Annotated in this window: 19 protein-coding genes; 11 read left to right on the forward strand and 8 right to left on the reverse strand. The window is 60.8% G+C overall.

Features of this window, described 5'->3' with window-relative positions:
* Positions 1–76: 76 nt before the first annotated feature.
* Positions 77–1,159, reverse strand: a complete 1,083-nt coding sequence (locus tag AB6803_RS06065; protein ID WP_371108037.1) for a branched-chain amino acid ABC transporter substrate-binding protein — start codon at positions 1,157–1,159, stop codon at positions 77–79.
* Between the two features lie 169 nt (positions 1,160–1,328).
* On the opposite strand from AB6803_RS06065, the gene AB6803_RS06070 reads away from it, so the two are divergent.
* From AB6803_RS06070 to AB6803_RS06100, 7 genes are read left to right on the forward strand one after another with little or no spacing between them, the layout of a single operon-like run.
* Positions 1,329–1,823 (forward strand): flavin reductase, encoded by a 495-nt coding sequence (locus tag AB6803_RS06070; RefSeq protein WP_371108038.1) that lies wholly within the window; start codon positions 1,329–1,331, stop codon positions 1,821–1,823.
* A 20-nt stretch (positions 1,824–1,843) separates the two neighbouring features.
* On the forward strand, positions 1,844–2,773 hold the full coding sequence (locus tag AB6803_RS06075; protein ID WP_371108039.1) for an AAA family ATPase: 930 nt from the start codon (positions 1,844–1,846) through the stop codon (positions 2,771–2,773).
* Positions 2,774–2,777: 4 nt separating this feature from the next.
* Positions 2,778–4,025 (forward strand): VWA domain-containing protein, encoded by a 1,248-nt coding sequence (locus AB6803_RS06080; RefSeq protein WP_371108040.1) that lies wholly within the window; start codon positions 2,778–2,780, stop codon positions 4,023–4,025.
* A gap of 7 nt (positions 4,026–4,032) precedes the next feature.
* Entirely contained in the window at positions 4,033–4,362 is a 330-nt protein-coding gene (locus AB6803_RS06085; protein ID WP_007696275.1) for an XdhC family protein, read from the forward strand.
* On the forward strand, positions 4,362–5,069 hold the full coding sequence (locus AB6803_RS06090; protein ID WP_371108041.1) for an XdhC family protein: 708 nt from the start codon (positions 4,362–4,364) through the stop codon (positions 5,067–5,069). The genes AB6803_RS06085 and AB6803_RS06090 overlap by 1 nt, the downstream gene beginning before the upstream one ends.
* Positions 5,066–6,700 carry an NTP transferase domain-containing protein gene (locus tag AB6803_RS06095; protein ID WP_371108042.1) on the forward strand — a complete coding sequence of 545 codons (1,635 nt, stop codon included), beginning with the start codon at positions 5,066–5,068 and terminating at the stop codon, positions 6,698–6,700. The genes AB6803_RS06090 and AB6803_RS06095 overlap by 4 nt, the downstream gene beginning before the upstream one ends.
* A 3-nt stretch (positions 6,701–6,703) precedes the next feature.
* On the forward strand, positions 6,704–7,024 hold the full coding sequence (locus AB6803_RS06100; RefSeq protein WP_371108043.1) for a TfoX/Sxy family protein: 321 nt from the start codon (positions 6,704–6,706) through the stop codon (positions 7,022–7,024).
* Positions 7,025–7,030: 6 nt separating this feature from the next.
* Here the strand turns inward: AB6803_RS06100 and AB6803_RS06105 are convergent, their stop codons facing one another.
* The 5 genes from AB6803_RS06105 to AB6803_RS06125 form a co-directional block, all read right to left on the reverse strand.
* A complete protein-coding gene (locus AB6803_RS06105) occupies positions 7,031–7,450 on the reverse strand; it encodes an NUDIX domain-containing protein (protein ID WP_371108044.1) in 420 nt (139 codons plus the stop codon).
* A gap of 14 nt (positions 7,451–7,464) precedes the next feature.
* Positions 7,465–8,985 (reverse strand): DEAD/DEAH box helicase, encoded by a 1,521-nt coding sequence (locus AB6803_RS06110; RefSeq protein WP_371108045.1) that lies wholly within the window; start codon positions 8,983–8,985, stop codon positions 7,465–7,467.
* A 183-nt stretch (positions 8,986–9,168) separates the two neighbouring features.
* Complete coding sequence (locus AB6803_RS06115; protein WP_371108046.1) at positions 9,169–10,521, reverse strand: peptidoglycan DD-metalloendopeptidase family protein; 1,353 nt, start codon at positions 10,519–10,521, stop codon at positions 9,169–9,171.
* A 117-nt stretch (positions 10,522–10,638) separates the two neighbouring features.
* Positions 10,639–11,481 carry a ferritin-like domain-containing protein gene (locus tag AB6803_RS06120; RefSeq protein ID WP_371108047.1) on the reverse strand — a complete coding sequence of 281 codons (843 nt, stop codon included), beginning with the start codon at positions 11,479–11,481 and terminating at the stop codon, positions 10,639–10,641.
* On the reverse strand, positions 11,481–11,963 hold the full coding sequence (locus AB6803_RS06125) for a peroxiredoxin (protein WP_371108340.1): 483 nt from the start codon (positions 11,961–11,963) through the stop codon (positions 11,481–11,483). Before AB6803_RS06125 ends, AB6803_RS06120 begins: the two co-directional genes overlap by 1 nt.
* Positions 11,964–12,093: 130 nt before the next feature.
* Here AB6803_RS06125 and AB6803_RS06130 point away from each other — a divergent pair, with 130 nt between their 5' ends.
* Together AB6803_RS06130 and AB6803_RS06135 are read left to right on the forward strand one after the other, a co-directional pair.
* Positions 12,094–15,513 carry a DUF3971 domain-containing protein gene (locus AB6803_RS06130; RefSeq protein ID WP_371108048.1) on the forward strand — a complete coding sequence of 1,140 codons (3,420 nt, stop codon included), beginning with the start codon at positions 12,094–12,096 and terminating at the stop codon, positions 15,511–15,513.
* A 33-nt stretch (positions 15,514–15,546) separates the two neighbouring features.
* Positions 15,547–15,951 (forward strand): VOC family protein, encoded by a 405-nt coding sequence (locus AB6803_RS06135; protein ID WP_371108049.1) that lies wholly within the window; start codon positions 15,547–15,549, stop codon positions 15,949–15,951.
* 78 nt (positions 15,952–16,029) lie between these two features.
* Here the strand turns inward: AB6803_RS06135 and tyrS are convergent, their stop codons facing one another.
* Positions 16,030–17,286, reverse strand: coding sequence for a tyrosine--tRNA ligase (gene tyrS / locus AB6803_RS06140; RefSeq protein WP_174051449.1), 1,257 nt, complete (start codon positions 17,284–17,286; stop codon positions 16,030–16,032).
* Between the two features lie 305 nt (positions 17,287–17,591).
* Here tyrS and AB6803_RS06145 point away from each other — a divergent pair, with 305 nt between their 5' ends.
* The gene (locus AB6803_RS06145) at positions 17,592–19,709 is read left to right on the forward strand and encodes a caspase family protein (protein WP_371108050.1); all 2,118 of its coding nucleotides are present in this window, start codon (positions 17,592–17,594) and stop codon (positions 19,707–19,709) included.
* A 195-nt stretch (positions 19,710–19,904) separates the two neighbouring features.
* Positions 19,905–20,423 carry a GNAT family N-acetyltransferase gene (locus AB6803_RS06150; RefSeq protein WP_371108341.1) on the forward strand — a complete coding sequence of 173 codons (519 nt, stop codon included), beginning with the start codon at positions 19,905–19,907 and terminating at the stop codon, positions 20,421–20,423.
* A 12-nt stretch (positions 20,424–20,435) separates the two neighbouring features.
* On the opposite strand, the gene AB6803_RS06155 is transcribed toward AB6803_RS06150, so the two are convergent.
* On the reverse strand, positions 20,436–21,113 hold the full coding sequence (locus tag AB6803_RS06155; RefSeq protein ID WP_371108051.1) for an alpha/beta hydrolase: 678 nt from the start codon (positions 21,111–21,113) through the stop codon (positions 20,436–20,438).
* Positions 21,114–21,215: the final 102 nt, after the last annotated feature.

The following is a 21,215-nucleotide window of genomic DNA, read 5'->3' on the forward strand; positions in this document are numbered from 1 at the left end:
TCTGATTTTTTCGCGCTTGGCTTACCACCGGTTCGGCTAGCGGACAACCTAATCCGCTAGACTTGCACCGACCCTGTCAGTTCGACGCCGCCGTCAGAGGCACAAAGGCGTTGCCGCGCCATTCCAGCAAGCGATAAGGATTGTCCGTCAATTCGTGGTTGCTGCCGAAGGTGATCGGGCCGATCGGGGTCTGGAAGGCCGTGCCGATGAGTTTGTCGGCAAGCGGCTTATTTTCCGCCTTGGCACTTTCGGCCGCCTGATTTGCAATCAACGCTGCCGCTGCAGCCGGCAGGATGTAGCCGTCCGGTTCAATGCCGCTGGCGCGCATCGTCTGCATCGCCGCCTGGGCAGCGGGCAGGCTGGCGTAATCGGGCAAGGCGATGGCCTGCACACCGTCGGCCAAAGGCACCGGCTGGTTGGCGGCACGCATCGCGTCGCCGCCCATCAATTTCAATGGGATGCTCTCGCTTTGGGCATCTCGAGCGATGATTGCCACGTCGCTGCGGTCGCCGCCGATGAAGACCCGCGTGGCGCCGGCTTTTTTCAGCCGGCGGACAAGGGCGATCTGCTGGTCCTGGCCAGGGCGAAAGGTATCGGTGAAGACAGGCTTTAAGCCCTTTCCCTCAAGTGCAGTGCGTATTGCGCCCACCAGTTCGCGACCGTGAATCGTGCCATCGTCGATCAGGGCTAACGGCTCGGCCGCCCAGTTTTTTAGGATGGTGTCTGTGGCCATTGCCGCCTCGGCAGTGTCCACCGGTGCAAGGCGAAACAGCGGCCAGCCGTTCTTCAGCGCATCTTCCATCAGGATATGGGAGCGCGCCGAGACGGTGATGACGGGAATGCCGGCATCCTTCAGCCGTGGCAGCGCGCTTTCCAGCGTCTCGCTGCAAAGGAAGCCGACGGCAACTTGAACCTTGGCGGAGATCAGCGCCTCGGCGACGGCCTGGCCGCCATCCTCCGTGCAGGGCTCATCGACGACAGTGGCGGAATTCTGTTGTGCCTGCACTTCGAAATTGGCGCCGGCGGTGATCTCCGCACCGAGGGTTGCGAAGTTGCCTTCCTGCGGAGCGACGATGCCGATATTGATGCTCGCGGCATGGCTGCTGCCGGCTGCCAGGAGCAGCATCATCAGAAGCGGTGTGCGACGCAGAACATTCATCGAATGGTTATCCCGGGCAAATCTTCTGCCCTTTTATCCACATGACAGTGGTCGTCAAAGAAAAAGCAACAAAATCACTCGGTTTTCAATAATCCTATTGTAGAAAAGCTAGCATTCGCCCGCCATATTGAACGGAATGTGTGAAATGACAGAAATGAGGGAAACGATCGTGCTAGACAGGCAGAGTATGGGGCCAGCGCTCTATCGCGATGCCATGAGCCGCTATGCGGGGCATGTGCAACTGGTGACCACGGCACTCGGCAGCGAGCGGCGCGGGGTGACCATCACGGCTGCCTGCTCGGTGTCGGACAATCCGGCCACGGTCCTGATTTGCCTCAACAACAGCAATGTGAAGAACGAGATCTTCTTCAAGAGCGGCGTCTTCGCGCTGAATGCGCTCGGCGCGCATCATCAGGGGCTTGCGGATGCCTTTTCCGGCAAGACCGGCCTCAACAACGACGAGCGCTTTACGGCCGGTACCTTCGAGACGCTGGTGACTGGCGCACCGGTGCTTGCGGACGCGCTGGCCGCCTTCGACTGCCGCGTCATTGAGATCAAGGAAGCGTCAACGCACAACATCATTTTTGGCGAGGTCATGGCGGTGCGGTTCAGTGAAATCAAGCCGGCGCTCATCTATATGAACCGCGACTATCACACGCTATAAACTCCCCGAAGGGAGAAACCATGTCCGATAAAGCTGCACCTTCATTGCCTGGCTCGATCGACGAGACGATCGCCTTGCTCGGCGCTCACGACTATCTCGCTGGGCGCGCGCTTGGCACGGTGCTGTTTCTGGCGCTGAAGATGAAAAGGCCGCTGTTTCTCGAAGGCGAGGCCGGTGTCGGCAAGACCGAGATCGCCAAGGTGCTGTCGAAGGCGCTCGACCGGCCGCTGATCCGCTTGCAGTGCTATGAAGGTCTCGACGTTTCCTCCGCCGTCTATGAATGGAACTACCCGGCGCAGATGCTGGAAATCCGTCTTGCCGAAGCATCGGGTCTTACCGATCGCGACCGTATCGAGGCTGATATCTTCTCCGAGCGCTATCTGATCCGCCGGCCCGTGTTGCAGGCCTTGTCGAGTGTCGGAGGCCGCGCGCCGGTCTTCCTGATCGATGAGCTTGACCGCACCGACGAGGCGTTCGAAGCCTTCCTGCTGGAAGTGCTCTCCGATTTCCAGGTGACCGTGCCGGAGCTTGGCACCATCAAGGCCGCCGAGCCGCCGATCGTCATCATCACCACCAACCGTACCCGCGAGGTGCATGACGCACTGAAGCGGCGCTGTCTCTATCATTGGGTCGATTATCCCGAGGCCGCGCAAGAACTGGAGATCATCCGCCGCAAGGTGCCCGGCTGCAACGAGGCGCTCTCGCGTCAGATCGTTGCCTATGTGCAGAAGCTGCGGGCGCTCGACCTCTTCAAGACTCCCGGTGTCGCCGAAACCATCGATTGGGCGACGGCTCTGACCGAACTCGACAGGCTGGCGCTCGATCCGGAGACGATTTCCGATACGCTCGGCACCCTGCTGAAGTATCAGGACGACATCGCTCGCATTCAGGGCGGCGAGGGCAAGCGGGTGCTGGATGAGGTGAAATCCGAACTGCTCGCGACGGGATAAGACGATGGAGCCGCAAGTACAGGATGGCATCGCCGCTCCGCCGTCACCGCCCGGTGACGGGCGCCTTGCCGACAATATCGTCTTCTTTGCCCGCGCGCTCCGCAAAGCGGGACTGAAGATCGGTCCAGCTGCCATTGCCGATGCTATCGAAGCCGTGGAGGCGATCGGTATCGGCTCGCGCGACGAATTTCATGCGGCGCTCTGTTCCACCTTCGTCAAGCGGCATGAGGATCTTGCGGTCTTCGACGAAGCTTTCCGGCTGTTCTGGCGTTCGCGCGATCTCGTGCAGAAGATGATCGCGATGATGTCGCCGATCGCACTCGATAATCGCGAGAAGGAAAAGCCGAAGCCGGGCGAAACCCGCGCTGGTGATGCCTTGCTCGGCGATCGCAATGACCGCCGGCCTCAGCGCGAGACGCCGGATATCGAGATCGATGCCCGCTTCACCACATCCGGCAGCGAAGTGCTGCGCCGCATGGATTTCGCGCAGATGTCGGCTGTGGAGATCGCCGTTGCGAAGAAGGAACTTGCGAGGCTGGAACTGCCGCTCGATCACGTGCGGACCCGCCGTTTTGTGTCGGCTCATGCGCCGGTTCGGATCGATCCCCGCGCCACGATGCGCTCGGCGCTGCGCACCGGCGGCTCCCTGATCCTGCCGCGCTATCGTAGACACAGGGAGATGCAGCCACCGCTGGTGGTTCTCGCGGACATCTCCGGCTCGATGAGCCAATATACCCGCATCTTCCTGCATTTCCTGCATGTGCTCACCGAAAGGCGGCGACGTGTACATACTTTCCTCTTCGGCACGCGGCTCACCAATGTCACACGGGCTATGCGCCACAAGGATCCTGACGAGGCGCTGGACGAATGCGCCGCTGCCGTGCGCGACTGGTCGGGCGGCACGCGCATTGGCGAGACGCTGAAGGAGTTCAATCGGCTGTGGGCGCGCCGCGTGCTCGGGCAGGGCGCTATCGTGCTCCTCATCACTGATGGATTGGAGCGGGACGATGTCAAGCTTCTTGAAACCGAGATGGATCGCCTGCATCGCTCTTGCCGGCGGTTGATCTGGCTCAACCCGCTGCTGCGCTTCGAAGGCTTCGAACCTCGTGCCCGTGGTGTGCGAACCATGCTGCCGCATGTTGACGAATTCCGTCCGGTCCACAATCTATTATCTCTGGCCGATCTCGTATCGGCCCTCAGCGCCGGTCGTGCCGGTGCTTACGATCCACGCCGTTTTCTCGCCAAGCTGTGAGGCAAACATGACAAACATATCCGAAAGCCTGGATCCGCTTGTGATCGCGGAGGAATGGGCGTCCGCCGGCCGCAGCGTGGCGTTGGCGACCGTCGTTGACACCTGGGGCTCCGCACCGCGCCCGACCGGCAGCCATCTCGTCATCGACGGCGAGGGCAATTTTCATGGCTCGGTTTCCGGCGGCTGCGTCGAAGGTGCAGTCATCACCGAAGCGCTGGACGTGATCGAAAGCGGCAAGGCGCGCATGCTGGATTTCGGCGTCGCGGATGAAACCGCCTGGCGGGTTGGCCTGTCCTGCGGCGGCCGTATCCGTGTCTATGTCGAAAGGCTTCATTGATGGACCGTCAGATACTGGCGAGACTGAACGCATTGCGACGCGCGCGGCGGGCGGTGATCCTGGTTACCGATCTGTCCGGTGGTCCGGACCGACTGATTGTCGAGGGGGATACGGTTGATGGGCCTCTTGCTGATGCGGTCGCGTCCGCCTTCCGCTCGGGAAAATCCTCGGCGGTGGACATTGACGGACGCAACCTCTTTCTCAATGTTCACCTGCCGCCACCCCATATTGTTGTCATCGGCGCCGTGCATATCAGCCAGGTCTTAGCACAGATGGCCGGGCTTGCCGGCTTCGACATCCGCATCATCGACCCGCGTACCGCCTTTGCGACGCCCGAGCGCTTCGAGGGCGTCGATCTCGTTGCCGACTGGCCCGTGGATGCGCTGAAGGAGCGGCCGCTCGATGCCTATACGGCGCTGGTCGCGGTCACCCATGATCCGAAGATCGACGATTTTCCGATCGCCGAAGCATTGAAGGTTGGCTGTTTTTACGTCGGCGCGCTCGGCAGCCGCAAGACGCATGCGGGCAGACTGGAGCGACTGACGCGGGATGGGCTAAAGGAAGGCGATCTTGCGCGGATTCACGCGCCCATCGGCCTTCCCATTGGTGCGTCGAGCCCGGCCGAAATCGCCGTTTCTGTTTTGGCCGAGATTATCGGAGCGCTACGCGGCCGCAACGTCTTGTCTCCAAAGGGTGACAAACAATGATTTTCGGTGATTTACCGACGAGGGAGGCGGTTGGCGCGGTCCTGGCGCATTCCGTTCGCTTGCCGGATGGCAGCTTTGCCAAAGGGCATGTGCTTGAGCCGGCGGATATCGATCGGCTCGCTGTCGCGGGGATCGATCGCGTCATTGCCGCGCGGATCGAACCGGGCGACTTGATGGAGGACGAGGCTGCGGAGCGGCTTGCGCGGGCAATCGTGCCGGATCATCTAACCTTTTCCGAGGCGGCCACGGGGCGCGTCAATGTTCATAGCGCGGTCGACGGCCTGTTCGTTGCAAACCGCGCCGCCGTCGACCGGCTGAACAGCGTCGACCCGGCGATTACGCTGGCCTGTCTTGCCGATCACGTCCCGGTGCGCCGCGGCGATATGGTGGCGACCTTCAAGATCATACCGCTCGCGGTCTCCGGCACGAAGGTTGCCGCCGGTGTCGAAATCCTGCGGCGGATGACGGCGTTCGAGGTCAAGCCGTTCCTGCCGCATGCGATATCGCTGATCGCCACCGAACTGCCGTCACTGAAGGCCTCCGTCATGGACAAGACGGCGCGCATCCTGTCGCAACGGCTGCAGCTCGCCGGCAGTACGCTCGCGCGGGAAGAGCGCGTGGCGCATCGTGCGCCTGCCGTCGCGCAAGCGATTGGTGCGGCGCTGCGGGCATTGGATCGATCGGCAAAGCTGATCATCGTCTTCGGCGCGTCGGCCGTCATCGACGCCGGCGACGTCATTCCGGAAGCGATCCGGCTGGCAGGCGGCGACGTCATTCAGGTCGGCATGCCGGTCGATCCCGGCAATCTGCTGGTGCTCGGCAAGGTCGGCGACGTCTATGTCGTCGGCGCTCCCGGCTGCGCGCGCAGCCCGAAGGAAAATGGTTTCGACTGGGTGCTGGACCGCATTCTCGCTGGCGAACAGCCGACGCCGCAGGAGATCAGCGGCATGGGCGTGGGTGGTCTTCTGATGGAAATACAATCGCGACCACGGCCGCGCGATATCCCCGTAAAGCCGGAAGTACAGATTTCTGTTGCCGTCGTTCTGCTTGCCGCCGGCAAGGCGAGCCGCATGGGCGAGGGTGGACCACACAAGCTATTGGCTGAGTTCGATGGCATGCCGCTGGTTCGCCGCTCCGCCGTGACGGCGTTGTCAAGCGGAGCCGCCTCCGTTGTGGTCATCACCGGTCATCGTCGCGGGGAGATCGAAGAGGCGCTTACCGGGCTGGCGGTTGAGCAGGTCCACAATCCGGATTATGCCTCCGGCATGGCAGGCTCGCTGGTAGCGGGCATCGGCGCGACGACGGCGCAACGGGCCGATGGCGTGCTGGTCATGCTGGCCGACATGCCGGGTGTCACGAGTGACGACCTGAAGGTGTTGATTGCGGCTTTCCGCCAGGCGAACGGTCAAGCGATCGTGAGGGCCGTGTCGCGCGGCAAGCGCGGCAATCCGGTCATCCTGCCGCGAGCAGTCTACGATGCCGTGATGCGGCTGGACGGTGATGTCGGCGCCCGGCATATCGTCGAGACATCAGGACTCGCCGTCATCGATGTGGATATCGGCGATGCCGCCCATCTCGATGTCGATACGCCCGAAGCCGTGCTTGCCGCCGGCGGGATTTTGAAGGGGTAGGGAATGGATAATATCGAAATCGAAGAGATGTTCCAGGCGCTCGGTCCGGTGACGATCAAGCGCATGTTCGGCGGCAAGGGCATCTATCATATGGGCCGCATCCTTGCCATCGAACTGGACAGCGAGATGCTGCTGAAGGCCGACGAGATCAGCGCTCCGGAATTCGAGGCGGCGGGCGCCAGGCGCTGGGCCTATGAGGGCAAGAAAGGCAAGCCCGTCAAGATGCCCTATTGGTCGATCCCAGACGATGCTTTCGACGATCCGGATATCATGGCGCGCTGGGTGAGGCTCGCCTACGAGGCGGCCGTGCGGGCGGATAAATAGTTTTGGCTAAAAATCGTCCTTGCTCAGATGAGCGATCGTCGCCTCTGCAAAAGCCGACAGCGGCTGCGGCAGCTCGTTGCGGCCAAACCAGCCGAAATCGGAGAGCTTATCCGGCTCAACAAGACTTGCTTCGCCGGAAAAATCCTTGGTGACGTAGATCAGCGAGATCCAGTGCTGTTGGTCAGCCTCATTGAGGACTTCGGTCGTGCAGAGATAGTCGATCTGGCCGATGGAGAGGCCGCTTTCCTCTTCGGCCTCACGGGTGGCGGCTTCGGCGGCCGGCTCCATATGGTCGACCTTGCCGCCGACGATGCTCCAGAATCCGGCTTCCGGCGCCTTGAGGCGCTTATAGAGCAGTAATTTCCGATCCCGCAAAATTGCGAGACCGGCTCCTAATCCTGGGAAATCGATGCCGGGTTTCCCCATGCCGCGCGACCCTGTTAGCCCTTGGCGTTGGCTACGATCAGCATGAAAGCGGGGATATCGTCGCCGAAGCCGACCGGAGTCGGGCCGTCATCGTGGTCGCGGTAACGGTTGCGGCGTTCACGATTGTCGTCATTGGCAGCGGGGAAAGGCCGATTGTTGTTACGAGAACCGTTATGGGACTTGTTATTGTTCTCAGACTTGCGCTCGTTTCTCACGCTCTCGGCCTTTGCTGGTGCTGCTTCGATCACTTCAACGACGACAGTATCTTCGACGTCGATATCAGATTTATGACTCGAGGCACTCCGGCCTCTGGGGCTGCGATCACGCTCGCGGCTTTTGCCTTTCGGCTCGCGGCGGCGAGAAGAACGATTGTCGTCCCCGCCTTCTTCGGCCGGCGGCAGCGCCGACAGATCGCCGTTCAGCCACTGGACATCTTCGCCGATCAGCTTTTCGATCGCGTCGATATGCTTGGTGTCGCGCTTAGTCACGAGAGTGAAAGCAGCACCTGAGCGGCCGGCACGGCCGGTGCGGCCGATCCGGTGGACATAATCTTCCGAATGGATCGGAACATCGAAATTAAACACATGGCCGACATCGGGAAGGTCGAGACCGCGTGCCGCGACGTCGGAAGCCACGAGAAGCTGGATCTGGCCGTCACGGAAATTCTGCAACATCGTCGTGCGCGAGCGCTGGTCCATGTCGCCATGCAATGCGCCGACCGAGAAGCCGTGGCGCTGGAGCGAACGGAAGAGGTCGGCCACATCTACCTTGCGATTGCAGAAGATGATGGCGTTCTTCAGGTCAGTCTGGGCGCGGATGAGATCGCGCAGAGCTGCACGCTTCTCGTAATCCTTGCCATGCGAGGCGACGAAGCGCTGTGTAACGGTCTTGGCCGTCGAGGCCGGCGCCGAGACTTCGACACGTTCCGGGTTCTGCAGGAAGCGGTCTGCCAGCTTCTGGATTTCTGCCGGCATGGTGGCCGAGAAGAACAGGGTCTGGCGGGTAAAGGGAATGAGCTTGGCGATGCGCTCGATATCCGGGATGAAGCCCATGTCGAGCATGCGGTCGGCTTCGTCGATGACGAAGATCTCGACGGCGCTCATCAGCAGCTTGCCACGCTCAAAATGGTCGAGCAGGCGGCCGGGCGTGCAGATCAGCACATCGGCGCCGCGCTCAAGCTTGCGGTCTTGTTCTTCGAAGGACACGCCGCCGATCAGCAGGGCGATGTTCAGCCGGTGATTCTTGCCGTACTTCTCGAAGTTCTCGGCGACCTGCGCAGCGAGTTCGCGCGTCGGTTCGAGGATCAGCGTGCGCGGCATACGAGCGCGGGCGCGGCCCTTTTCAAGCAGGGTCAGCATCGGCAGAACGAAGGAGGCGGTCTTGCCGGTGCCCGTCTGGGCGATGCCGCAGATGTCGCGGCGCTGCAGCGCAAAGGGAATGGCGCCGGCCTGGATCGGAGTCGGCGTGGTGTAGCCCGCGTCTGTTACTGCGGATAGGACTTTTTGGCTCAAGCCAAGGTCAGCAAATGTTGTCAAAGGGAAAACTATTTCCGTTCCGGTTCGGTCGAACACTCATGAGTCGACACGTTCTAGCGTGCCGCAATGCTGCGCGACATAGAACCAAATACCCGCGAAGTCAAGGAAAGCGGGCGCTTCGAAAAGCTTGAAGCCCATTCATAACGCAATTTTTAGATTAGCGCCATCTTTGTTGCTCGTTTGTCACAATTCTCGCGCCGAAATTGTCCCGATCCCATTGATATAACTTGCCAGCTTCATGCCGGCATTGATGAAATACATCGGGTCGATCGGATGGCCATTTTCCCGGACTTCATAGTGCAGATGGGTTCCCGTCGAGCGTCCCGTGCTGCCGGCCAGACCGACGGCGTCGCCCGTCTTTACCGTATCGCCGGCCTTGACCAGCAATTCTTCCATATGGCCGTAGCGCGTCGAGATGCCATCGCCGTGGTCGATCTCCACCATATTGCCGTAGCCGCCCGTCCAGCCGGCGGAAACGACCTTGCCTGGCGCCGTCGCCCTGACCCTTTCGCCCGGGCTGAAATGGAAATCGGTGCCGGTGTGCAGCGCCAGCTTGCCGAGGAAGGGATCCTTGCGATTGCCGAAGGGGCTGGTAATCAGCTTGCCCGGTGCGGGATTGCGGAATGGCAGGCTCTCGGCCGCGCCGCGCACCGCCTCCAGACGCGTCAGGGCCGTATCGAGATCGGCCATGGACTGTTCGAACTGATCGACATTTTCAGGCGCGACATAGGGGCCGCCGACGCCTTCGTCATCGTTGCCGGGATCGGCGTCCTTGCTGGCGATGCTCGCCGTTACCGTCGGAACCTTGATGCCGACATTCTGCATGATCGACTGGATGCTGTCGGCGGTATCGGCGGCACCGGTTGTCAGGTGCTGCACGCGAGCCAGTTGATCCTGTTCGATATGCTTCAGCGACAGCGTCACCCTGGAGAAGACGCGATCGGCGCGATCGGCGACTGTCTCGGGGGCGGGAACATAGGCGAGGGTGGAATTGTCGGGTGTGGCATCGGCGGGCTTGCCGCTCGATAGCAGCGTCTCGATCGCCTTCAGGCCGCCGGTCAATTCCGCGTGGTCGCCCTTGTCGGCGCGATTACCGGTGGTCGCGGCATTGGCACCCTTATCCATCAGCCCGGAATTCTCGGCGCGGTCGAGCAGCGCATCGAGCTTGCCGTGGCGCGACGACAATGCCTGCTGCTGTTCTATCAGCTTGTCGACCTTTTTCTCGACCACCTGCTGGTCGAGGAGCTGGCGCGAGGTGACCCGGTCGACCTGCGCGCGCAGCGCAGCGATGCGGTCTTCATAGTCATATTGCATGCGCGCCTGACGGGCCATGGTCGCGCCGATCAGATCGTCGCGCAGCACGAGATAGGAGGTCGCCAGAAGATAGCCGATCGAAAAGATGCCGATGAGACAGACGGCAAGCGCTGCCATCCACGGGCGAACGGTCATGTGACGCACCGTATCGCCGCTTGCCACGATGATGGTGTGACACTGCTTCTGCTTGCCGAAAACCTGATTCCGAGGCTTGGCTGTCACCGAGAATCTCCCAATCGATGCATGCTCGCATCCATTGTGGAACTTGACGGAATTATGGTTAACGATTGCTTTACGTGAGACTATTAGAAAACTGAAAAACTCTTGTATTTTAGTATGTTATGCATTGCTTGTGGATGTAAGCGAGCGATAGAAGGAAGGCGTCAAGCCGGCCTCGGCGCGGGCGATGTCATTGAACGGCGCTTTCAGCGAACCACGGAAATTCGAGCGCACCAGTTCCTGGAATGTGCGGGCGGGATCGCGCTTTTCGCGGGCGCAGAGAAAGCGGAACCATTTGGCGCCGACGGCCACATGGCCTTTCTCGTCGTTGTAGATAACATCGAGTACGGCGGCACTTTCCATATCGCCGGTTTCCCGCATCTTCGCCTGAAGCGCCGGCGTCACGTCAAGGCCGCGGGCCTCGAGAATGAGCGGCACGACGGCGAGGCGGGCGGTAAGATCGGTGCGGGTCGCGTGCGCGGCCTGCCATAAGCCGTCATGGGCAGGCAGGTCGCCATAGTCGGCGCCGAGTTCGCGCAGGCGCGCGCGTACCATCTTGAAATGCTTGGCCTCCTCGAAGGCAACCTGCATCCAGCCATCGAAAAAGGAATTGGGCACGGGGCCCGTTGCAAAGCGCGCCACGATATCGAGCGCCAGGTCGACCGCATTGAGCTCGATATGAGCGATGGCGTGCAGCAGCGCGATACGGCCCTGGAGCGTGTGCAGCGAGCGCTTCTTCATGTGCTTCGGGGGCACCAGTTCCGGTTTATCCGGCCGGCCGGGGCGATCGGCCAGCGGCAAATCGAGCGGTGAGCGCAGGGACAGGGTGCGTGCGAACCAGCGGGTGGCCGTCTCCTGGGCAAGCGTCGTCTTGCGATCGAGATCAGCAGAGCGAATGGCGGCGATGGCGCCGCCGCGCAGCGAGGTGATCGTCTCGATGTCCACCGATCCCGGTATCGTCATCAAAGTTCCTTCACAGCGGCCAAGACTTCCTCCGCGTGGCCGGCCACCTTGACCTTATCCCAGATACGCGCGATTCGGCCGTCTGCCCCGATCAGGAAGGTCGAGCGCACGACGCCCATATAGGTCCGGCCATACATGCTCTTCTCTCGCCAGACGCCATAGGCTTCGGCTGCCGTCTTCTCTTCATCGGCGGCAAGGGGAACGGACAGATCATACTTCTTCACGAACTTGTCATGGCTTTTGACCGAATCCGGCGACACGCCGAGGATTGAGGCACCAGCCTTTTCGAAGTCGGCTTTGAGCGCGGTGAAGGCGAGCGATTCGGTGGTGCAGGCGGACGTATTGTCCTTGGGATAAAAGAAGATCACCAGCGGTTTGCCAGCAAAATCCGTGAGGCTTATGCGGCCGCCGCCATCGCGCGGAAGGTCGAAGTCCGGGGCTTTGTCTCCGACTGCTAATTCAACCACTGGGATTTTGGTCACGGGAAAACCTTTCTTTTGCCGGTATTTTAGATGACACTGGGTATCAGCCATATATACTGCACCGGTATGCCGTCCACATAGGACGCAGCGTCACCAACAAAATTGCGAAAAACGAAAGGGACGCACGGGAGTGATCCGAGGCGAAAAGATTATATTCCGCAAGAAGGATCTCGTCTCGCTCGACCACTTGCCTTCCGCCCAGGTCGACGATCCCATGATCGTGCATGTGCCGGAGCCTGTGCGCCGTAATCGTTCGCATGTCTGGCATGTCTGTCGCATCACCCTCGTCTTCATCACATTCCTCATCCTGATCGCCGGCGCGGTCGTCGCCACCATCGAGAGCGGCGTCTTCGACCAGCCTCTGTCGCAGAAGGCGCAGTCGGCTCTCGATCAGGCGATCGGGCCGCGCTACAAGGCGGAAGTCGGCTCGACCGTCGTCCGGTTCACGCCGAACCTGCGGCTGGCGCTCGAGGCGCATGACGTCAATGTGGTCGACCAGGAAAGCGGCAAACACCTGTCGACCATGTCGTCGGTCAGCATGGAGCTGGATCCGCTGGCGCTTATCGAAGGCCGCGTCGAAGTGGCCAACGTTTCGGCAGAGGGCATCGCGCTCGATACGGCGCTGTTACCGCAAGGCGACCCCGTCGACCTTACGGCGCTGCGCGTCGATGCTCTACCGCACGCGCTGGATTCAGTCTTCGACAATCTCGATTTCCTTGAACGCTTCGTCGAGCGCGGCGGCACGAACTCGGTGCGTATTTCTGGTTTTGCCGTGAAGCTGGCGCGTCAAGAGGGCGAGCCGATCTCGCTCGTGGTCGACAATCTCACTTTCGAACGTAGCGGGCCGAAGGCACTGCATCTTTACGGAGAGGTTGCCGTCAACGGCTCCCTCGCGACGCTGGATGTGGTCGCCGACCAGCAGGAGGCCGGTCATAGCTCTTCGCTGACGGCGAAACTTGCCAATGTCGACCTGAAGCCGCTGACGATGGCCTATGACCAGAACGGCACGCCGCGCCAGGGCCTCATGAGCCTCGCCGGCATGACCTTGACGGCTGTCCGTGGTGGCGCGGATGCGGATCCAAAACTCAGCGCGTCCATCGATGTGCAGCCCGGCACGCTTTACATGGACCGCGACAAGCAGGACCTGACGCAGGCCAACATCAACCTTGCTTATGACTTTACGCGCCAGACACTTGAGATCGCGCCGTCGAAGGCACAGTTCGACGGCACCATCGTACCCTTCTCCGGCGCGCTGATCGATCTTGACCGGATCGATGCCAATGCCGGCAAGGGCTTCGGCATCGATTTCCTGATCCGCGGCGGTACGGCAGCTTCCTCGATCTCGAGCGAACAGCCGGTGAGCTTCGACGGGCAGGCGACCGGGCGCTTCCTGGCGGCGACCAAGGAGCTTCAATTAGAGAATATCGGCATTTCGACACCGCTCGGCGCGCTGTTCGGTTCGCTGCATATGAAGCTCGGCGACAGCTCGCCGGAAATCAGCTTTGGCGGTCGCGCCGATAAGCTTGATACGACTGCGATCAAGCAGCTCTGGCCATTCTGGATGGCCTCAAAGCCGCGCACTTGGGTGGAAAGCAATCTTTTCGGCGGAACGGTGACCAATGCGGTCATTTCCGTTTTCATTCCCGCCGGACGGCTGAGGGAGGCTGCGCAAACGGGCAAGCTGCAGCTCGGAAAGGATGAGTTGCATATCGCCTTCGATATCGACGGCACCCGGCTCGACGTGCCCGGCGAAATTCCGCCGCTGCGCGATACCAAGGCGCATTTCGACCTGACGGGTCCGACGATGAATGTCGGTATCGCAAGCGCCACCTCCTATTTCTCAACTGGCCTGTCAGTGACGCTGAACGACAGCAATTTCTCGATCCCGTCTGCCTATGACAAGCCGCTGATGGCGGAGCTCAATCTTGCAATATCCGGTACGGGCGATTCCATCGGCGAACTGTTGACCTATAAGCCGCTGGAAGTGCTGCAGAGAACCGAATTCAAGCCAGAAAACTTCAACGGCAAGATCGTCGCCAAGGTCGATGCTACCATTGGCCTGCTCAGCGACCAGAAGCCGCCGCCGCCGGTCTGGAAGGCGAACCTGCAGCTTAGCAGTGTCGACCTGCTGAAACCGATGAACAATCGTAAGATCAGCAATATTACCGGTAGTATCGACGCAGATCCTCAGGCTGTGCATCTGAATGCCCAGGCGCAGATCGATGGCATCCCCGCACAGATCGACATGGTCGAGCCCACGGACAGTAAATCGCCGGCCAAACGCAGCCGCGTGATCACGGCTACGCTTACCGATGCCCAACGTAATTCCGTCGTACCAGGCCTTAACGACATCATAGACGGCCCGATCAAGCTGGAGCTCACGCGCATCGATGACGATCGCCAGGCCGTCAAGATCGATCTCGGCAAGGCGGCCCTGACGGTGCCGTGGATCGGCTGGTCGAAGGGCAGCGGCATTCCGGCCACAGCCCAATTCGAGGCTTCCGGACCGGACAGTCAGACGGCGCTGAAGAATTTCGTCCTCAAGGGCGACGGCTTTGGTGTCAGCGGCGATCTCGTCGTCAGCAAGGGCGGCCTGACATCAGCCAATTTCAGCAGCGTCAAACTGTCGGCGCTCGACGATTTCGCACTCTCGGTCAAGCACGGCAAGAGCGGCGCCTATGACATTTCGATCTCCGGCGATTCAGCGGACCTGCGACCGGTTCTCGCGCGGCTGAAAGCATCGTCGAGCGGAGGAAATGGCGGCAGCGCAGACGATTCATCCAGTGCGACGGTCCGCGCCAATATCGACAAGGTCATCGGCTTCAACGACGAATCGATCCGCAATCTCAAGGGTGTCTATTCCGTCTCCGGAGGACATATCGTGGCGGCGGATTTTTCCGGGCTCACCGATAGTGGCGAAGCCGTCGTCAGCCAGATGAGCAAGGGCAGCGGCAACGGCACCATTCGCATCACCAGCGGTGACGCCGGGGCGGTGGCGCGTTTTGCCGACCTCTATAAGCACTTGAAGGGCGGGCTTCTCAATCTGTCGCTGCGCTCCACGGGGCAGGATGCGTGGGATGGTTCGCTGGATATCCGCAACTTCTCCATCATCGACGAAAAGAAGCTTTCGACCATCGTTTCGACCCCTAGCGGCAAGAATGGCAAGAGCCTGAATGCCGCCGTCAAAGAGAATATCGACACACGGGCACAGAGTTTCGACCGCGGTTTCGCGCGGCTCGTGCTGCGCAATGGAACGCTGTCGGTGGAAAACGGCGTCGTGCGGGGAACACAGGTCGGGGCGACCTTCCAGGGAACGGTCAAGGATGCCAAGGGCAACATGGACCTGACCGGCACCTTCATGCCCGCCTATGGCCTAAACCGCCTGTTCGCGGAAGTGCCGATCGTCGGCTTCATCCTCGGCAACGGCAGCGACCGCGGCCTGATCGGCATTACCTTCCGAGTGACCGGCACGATCGAGAAGTCGAACATGCAGATCAACCCGCTGTCGATCATCGCGCCGGGTGTTTTCCGACAGATATTTGAATTTTGAGGAAATAAGCGACGAGCCGGGAGCCGGAGTGGGATGAATCAGAACATTGCCCATATTGCCATCGTCGTTCGAGACTATGACGACGCGATCGACTTCTATGTGAACAAGCTCGGGTTCGTCCTGGTTGAGGACAGCTATCAGCCGGCGCAGGACAAGCGTTGGGTTGTCGTGAAGCCAAGGGGCGATGGTGCGGCCTCGCTGCTGCTTGCGCGCGCCTCCTCACCCCATCAGGAAAATTATATCGGCGACCAGGCCGGGGGACGAGTGTTCCTGTTTCTACAGACCGATGATTTCTGGCGTGACTATGCTGTCTATCTCGAAAAAGGTATCGAATTCACGCGCGAGCCGAAGCAGGCGGACTACGGGATTGTTGCTGTTTTCAAGGATCTTTACGGCAATCTCTGGGATCTGGTGCAGTTCACCGATGGACGGTCGTAAGCTCCGATTTCTTTGGAAATAGAACGAGAAAAGCCGGCGCGATGCGCCGGCTTTTTCATGTGTTTGATGTTCGCCCGCTCAAGCCGCCGGGCGAACCAGGATGTGCTTCTTCTTACCGAGCGACAGCTTGATGACGCCATCGGCGGTGATTTCGCCGCTGCCGATCAGCTTGCGTTCGTCGCTGACGGGCTGGTCATTGATACGCACGGCGCCGCCCTGGACATGACGGCGGGCTTCGCCGTTCGATGCGGCCAGGCCGGCGCGGACGATCAGAGACAGCAGGCCGATGCCGGCGTCGAGTTCTGAGGCTGGAACCTCGACGGACGGCAGGTTTTCGGAAAGGCCGCCTTCCTCGAAGGTCTTGCGCGCGGTTTCGGCGGCAAGTTCTGCCGCCTCGCGGCCGTGCAGAATGGCGGTGACTTCCGTTGCCAGGATCTTCTTGACCTCGTTGAGTTCCGAGCCGGCAAGCGCGGAGAGGCGAGCGATCTCGTCCATCGGCAGCGTGGTGTAGAGCTTCAGGAAGCGGGAAACGTCCGCATCCTCGGTGTTACGCCAGTACTGCCAGAAGTCATAGGCCGAGAGCAGATCGGAATTCAGCCAGACCGCGCCGGAGGCAGACTTGCCCATCTTGGCACCCGAGGAGGTGGTCAACAGCGGCGAGGTCAGCGCGTAGAGCTGCTTTGTCCCCATACGGTGACCCAGGTCTATGCCGTTGACGATGTTGCCCCACTGGTCCGAACCGCCGATCTGCAGACGGCAATCGTAGCGCTTGGCCAGCTCGACGAAGTCATAAGCCTGCAGGATCATGTAGTTGAATTCGAGGAAGGACAGCGACTGCTCGCGATCCAGGCGCGTCTTGACGCTGTCGAAGGACAGCATGCGGTTGACCGAGAAATGCCGGCCGACGTCGCGCAGGAATTCGAGGTAGTTGAGCGAGCGCAGCCATTCGGCGTTGTTGATCATCAACGCGTCCTTCGGGCCATCGCCATAGGTGAGGTAGCTGGAGAAGACGCGCTTGATCGAGGCGATGTTGCTTTCGATCGTGTCCACGGTCATCAGCTGGCGAGCTTCATCCTTGAAGGAGGGGTCGCCGACCATGCCGGTGCCGCCGCCCATCAGCGAGACGGCGCGATGGCCGGTCGCCTGCAGCCAGTGCAGCATCATTATCTGCATCAGCGAGCCAACATGTAAGCTCGGTGCCGTGGGATCGAAGCCGATATAGGCGGTCACGGTTTCCTTGGCGAAAAGATCATCAAGGCCAGCTTCATCGGAAATCTGGTGGATGAAGCCACGCTCTTGCAGGGTGCGCAGGAAATCGGATTTGAACTCGGCCATGATCTTGGTCTCTCGGGCGCCGCATCTCTATGCTCTACGGCGAAATCGCTGTTGTTGAACTGTCGCGGCGCGTTTAGCATTGATTTCGCGTGGCGTCACCACTTTGCTTGAACGGCGCCTCGGAAGTTTCAGCAAAAACGGAAAGACGATCGAACGGCTTTGCCTGCCGCAGTATTTCGGTTGAAAGAGGTCGTCAGATCGCCGCGAAGGGGCCGAAAATGCGCCCAGCATTCGCCGAAATCCGATCCCAAGCTGGACATACCATTGACCCTACGTGCACCACATGTTTCACGAAAGAAACCGGTATGTCACCTTTGTTTTCGGTAATGGGACTGTCGTCCATAAGGGCGATCTGGGCATTGCTTGCCATGGTCCTGGTATTGGCTGGTCTTGCTGTTGCGGGTCCGGCCGAAGCGCAAAACGCCATGGAAAAGCGAATAGCGCTTGTTATCGGCAACTCGGCCTATAAAGCCGGCGCATTGCCGACGCCCGCAAATGATGCGGGTCTGATTGCGCAGACGCTGCAGGCCGCAGGCTTTGATGTGATCGGCGCGCGCGACCTGAACCAGGACGGGCTGCGCGATGCGCTGCGCGACTTTCTCGCCAAGGCAAACGCCTCCGGCCCCGACACGATCGCTTTTGTCTACCTGGCCGGCTATGGGCTTCAATATCAAGGCGACAACTATTTCGTGCCGGTCGACGCACAGATCGCCAACGCCACCGATGTCCCGGTCGAAGCCATCAGGGTTAGCGATTTCACCAGGTCGCTGGCGGCGATCAGGAACAGAGGCAGCATTGTTGTCCTTGATGCTGCGCGCGCCAATCCATTCGCCCAATCCAATCAGCCGCTTGCGGGCGGTTTGGCGCTTGTCGAGGCCGATGCCAATCAGCTGATCGCGTTCAACGCCGCGCCCGGCACAGTGGCGCCGCCGGAGGCGGGACCCTATGGCGCTTATGCGCATGCCTTGGCGGAGATGATGCGCGTCGGCGGTCTTCCGCTGAGCGACGTGTTCGACCGCACGCGGCTGCGTGTCAGCGACCTCAGCAAGGGTGCGCAGATATCATGGGATGCCTCGAAGTTTGGCGGAGCATTCACGTTCCTCGACCGTGGCCCCGATGCGCCCGCGGTCCAGGTTTCCAGCTACAATAGCGCCACGATGCGTACGAAGGCGATCCGCGATTTCGATGAGAGGGACGCCTATTTTGCGGCACTCGACCGCGACACCTTGGCGGGCTATGAAGACTTCCTCGCCGCCTATCCGGATGATCCGATGGCAAGGCGCGTGCGCGCCATCATTGCCGCCCGTCGTGAGGCGATCACATGGCGCGAGACCTGGGTCGCGGATACGCCGGAAGCCTATTGGTCCTATCTGAGGCGCTATCCACGCGGCCCGCATGTGTGGGACGCTCGTCGTCGCCTGGAACATTTCGAGGCGGCACTCGAACCACCGCCATCGTTTGCGGTGATCGAATATGATGTGCCACCGCCGCCGCCGCCGGAGATCGTCTATGTCGATCGGCCCATCCTCTATTTCGATGATGCGGATTTCGGTTATGCCCCACCGCCGCCGGTGGTTTTCCTCGCGCCGCCGCCTCCGGATTTCGTCGTGCTGGCGCCGCCGCAGCCGTCGGTCGATCTCTATGTCCTGCCGGCGCCGGTCTTCGTTCCGGTCCCCGAATGGGTGCGCCCACCGCGTGATATAGCGCCGCCTGAAAACAATGTGATCTTCAATAATATCCACAATACTGTCGTCAACAACACGGTCATCAATAACAACACGACTGCCCCCGCAGCGCCGAGCCTGACGACGGCGCAAAAACTGACCGGCGCCGCAGTTGTCGCCGGCGCGGGTGCCGCGGCGCTGCATGTCGCTCTGCCGCCCTCGGTGCAGAAGCACGCCGCAATCATTCAGAAGCAAAGTCCGGCCGCCGCGACGAAGGTTCCGGCGATTAGTCCGGTACCCGCAGGGCAGCCGCAGAACACGCATGCTCTTCCCGGCACGAAGGGCCAGCCATTGCCACCAGTCGGCAACACGCAGGTGACACCCAAACAGGTTCAGGCTAAGAAGCCTCTGCCTTCACAGCCTCCCGCCAATAGCGTGCAGAATCCGGTGTCGGCGGCAAAGCCAGCGGCTCATGCTCAAGCAGCAAAAGCGACAGCGCCCGCAGCTGTTACAGGGGCACCCGCAAAGCCGAAAGTCGTCGCCGCCGCGCCGCCGCGCCATGCGGTTCCCAGGCCTGCCGCCCAAGCCAAACCCGCGCCCCAGATGGCACGTCAAGCGGCTGCGAAACCTCAGGCTCAGCCAAGGCCTCAACCGCAGCCGAGAGCCGTGCAGCAGGCGAAACGGCCACCACAGGCGCATCCGCCACAGAAACCTCCCGTGAAGAAATGTGGAGCGCCCGGTCTGCCTGCATGTCATTGAGGGACGTCACCGCATAAGTGACATCGGGACGGATGGCCGCCAGGGAGATTACTCGTTGGCGGCTTCCGTTCGCTGCGACGATGATATGAGCGATCGCTATTGTTGAGCCGTCGCCGCGCGTTTAACACTGATCTGGCGGCTCGTCCTGTCAGGTACGAGCCGGACATTTCAGCGGGATCGGAAAGACATCGGCTGATGAGCGACACAATCATATTGGAAACACCTCGTCTCGTTCTGACGATGTGGCACAAGGGCGATGCAGCGCTCATTCAGCAGTTGCATTCGACCATCGATACGACCCGCTATCTCTCGGGCGCCGCGCCGTGGACACTGGAGAAGGCCGAGGAGCGGCTGAAGAGCTGGTTCGGCGAGCAGGCGCGCGACGGTGTGACCAAATACAAGATACTCAGGCGCGACGACGGCCGCTTTGTCGGCCGGGCGGGCTTCTCACGCTTTCAGGAAGAGCGCGGGCGTGGTGAGTTCGAGCTCGGTTATTCACTCAGCCGGAAGGCCTGGGGTAATGGCTATGCGACAGAAATCGCGGGCGCCTTGGCGGAGTGGTTCTTCAAGCGCGGTATTGCCAAGCGGTTCATCGCCTTCACTCACCCGGAAAACGTCGCCTCGCAGCGGGTTCTGCGCAAAATCGGAATGCAAGAAAGCCCGCCGATGGTGATCGACGGGCTCGTATGCCCAACTTTTGGGATGTCGCGGTAAGAGGCGAGCCTCTTACCTGATCCGCTTGGCCGCCGGTTCCGGCACCAGTTCGCCGTTAAGGCGACGATCGAGGTAGTCTTCGCATTCGCCCATGAGCGTCTCGACCTGGCCATTGAAGAAATGGTTGGCGCCGGGGACGATCTTGTGGGTGATGAGGATGCCCTTCTGCGTCTTCAGCTTCTCGACGAGGCCGTTTACGTCCTTTTCCGGGGCAACCTTGTCGGCATCGCCGTTGATGATCAGGCCGGAGGACGGGCAGGGCGCCAGGAACGAGAAGTCGTAGATATTCGGCTGCGGCGCGATCGACATGAAACCTTCGATCTCGGGGCGGCGCATCAGTAGCTGCATGCCAATCCAGGCGCCGAAGGAATAACCGGCAACCCAACAGCTCTTCGAATCGGGGTGCAGGCTCTGCACCCAGTCGAGCGCCGAGGCGGCATCCGACAATTCACCGGCGCCATGGTCGAATTCACCCTGGCTGCGGCCGATGCTGCGGAAGTTGAAGCGAAGCGTGGTGAAGCCGCGCTTCTGGAACATGTAGAAAAGCTGGTAGACGACCTGATTGTTCATCGTGCCGCCGAACTGCGGATGGGGGTGCAGGATAATCGCGATCGGGGCGCTCTTTTCCTTGGAGGGCTGATAGCGGCCTTCAAGGCGGCCTGCGGGGCCGTTGAAAATAACTTCGGGCATCGATACTCCGGCTCTTCTTTTTCTGCGTTCAAACCAGGTGGGACGCAGCAAGTTGACTTGACGAATGCGCTCATCTTTTCTAGAACGCAGTTTAGAACAATT

It is taken from the genome of Rhizobium sp. RCC_161_2, from assembly GCF_041355235.1.
Lineage (GTDB): Bacteria > Pseudomonadota > Alphaproteobacteria > Rhizobiales > Rhizobiaceae > Rhizobium.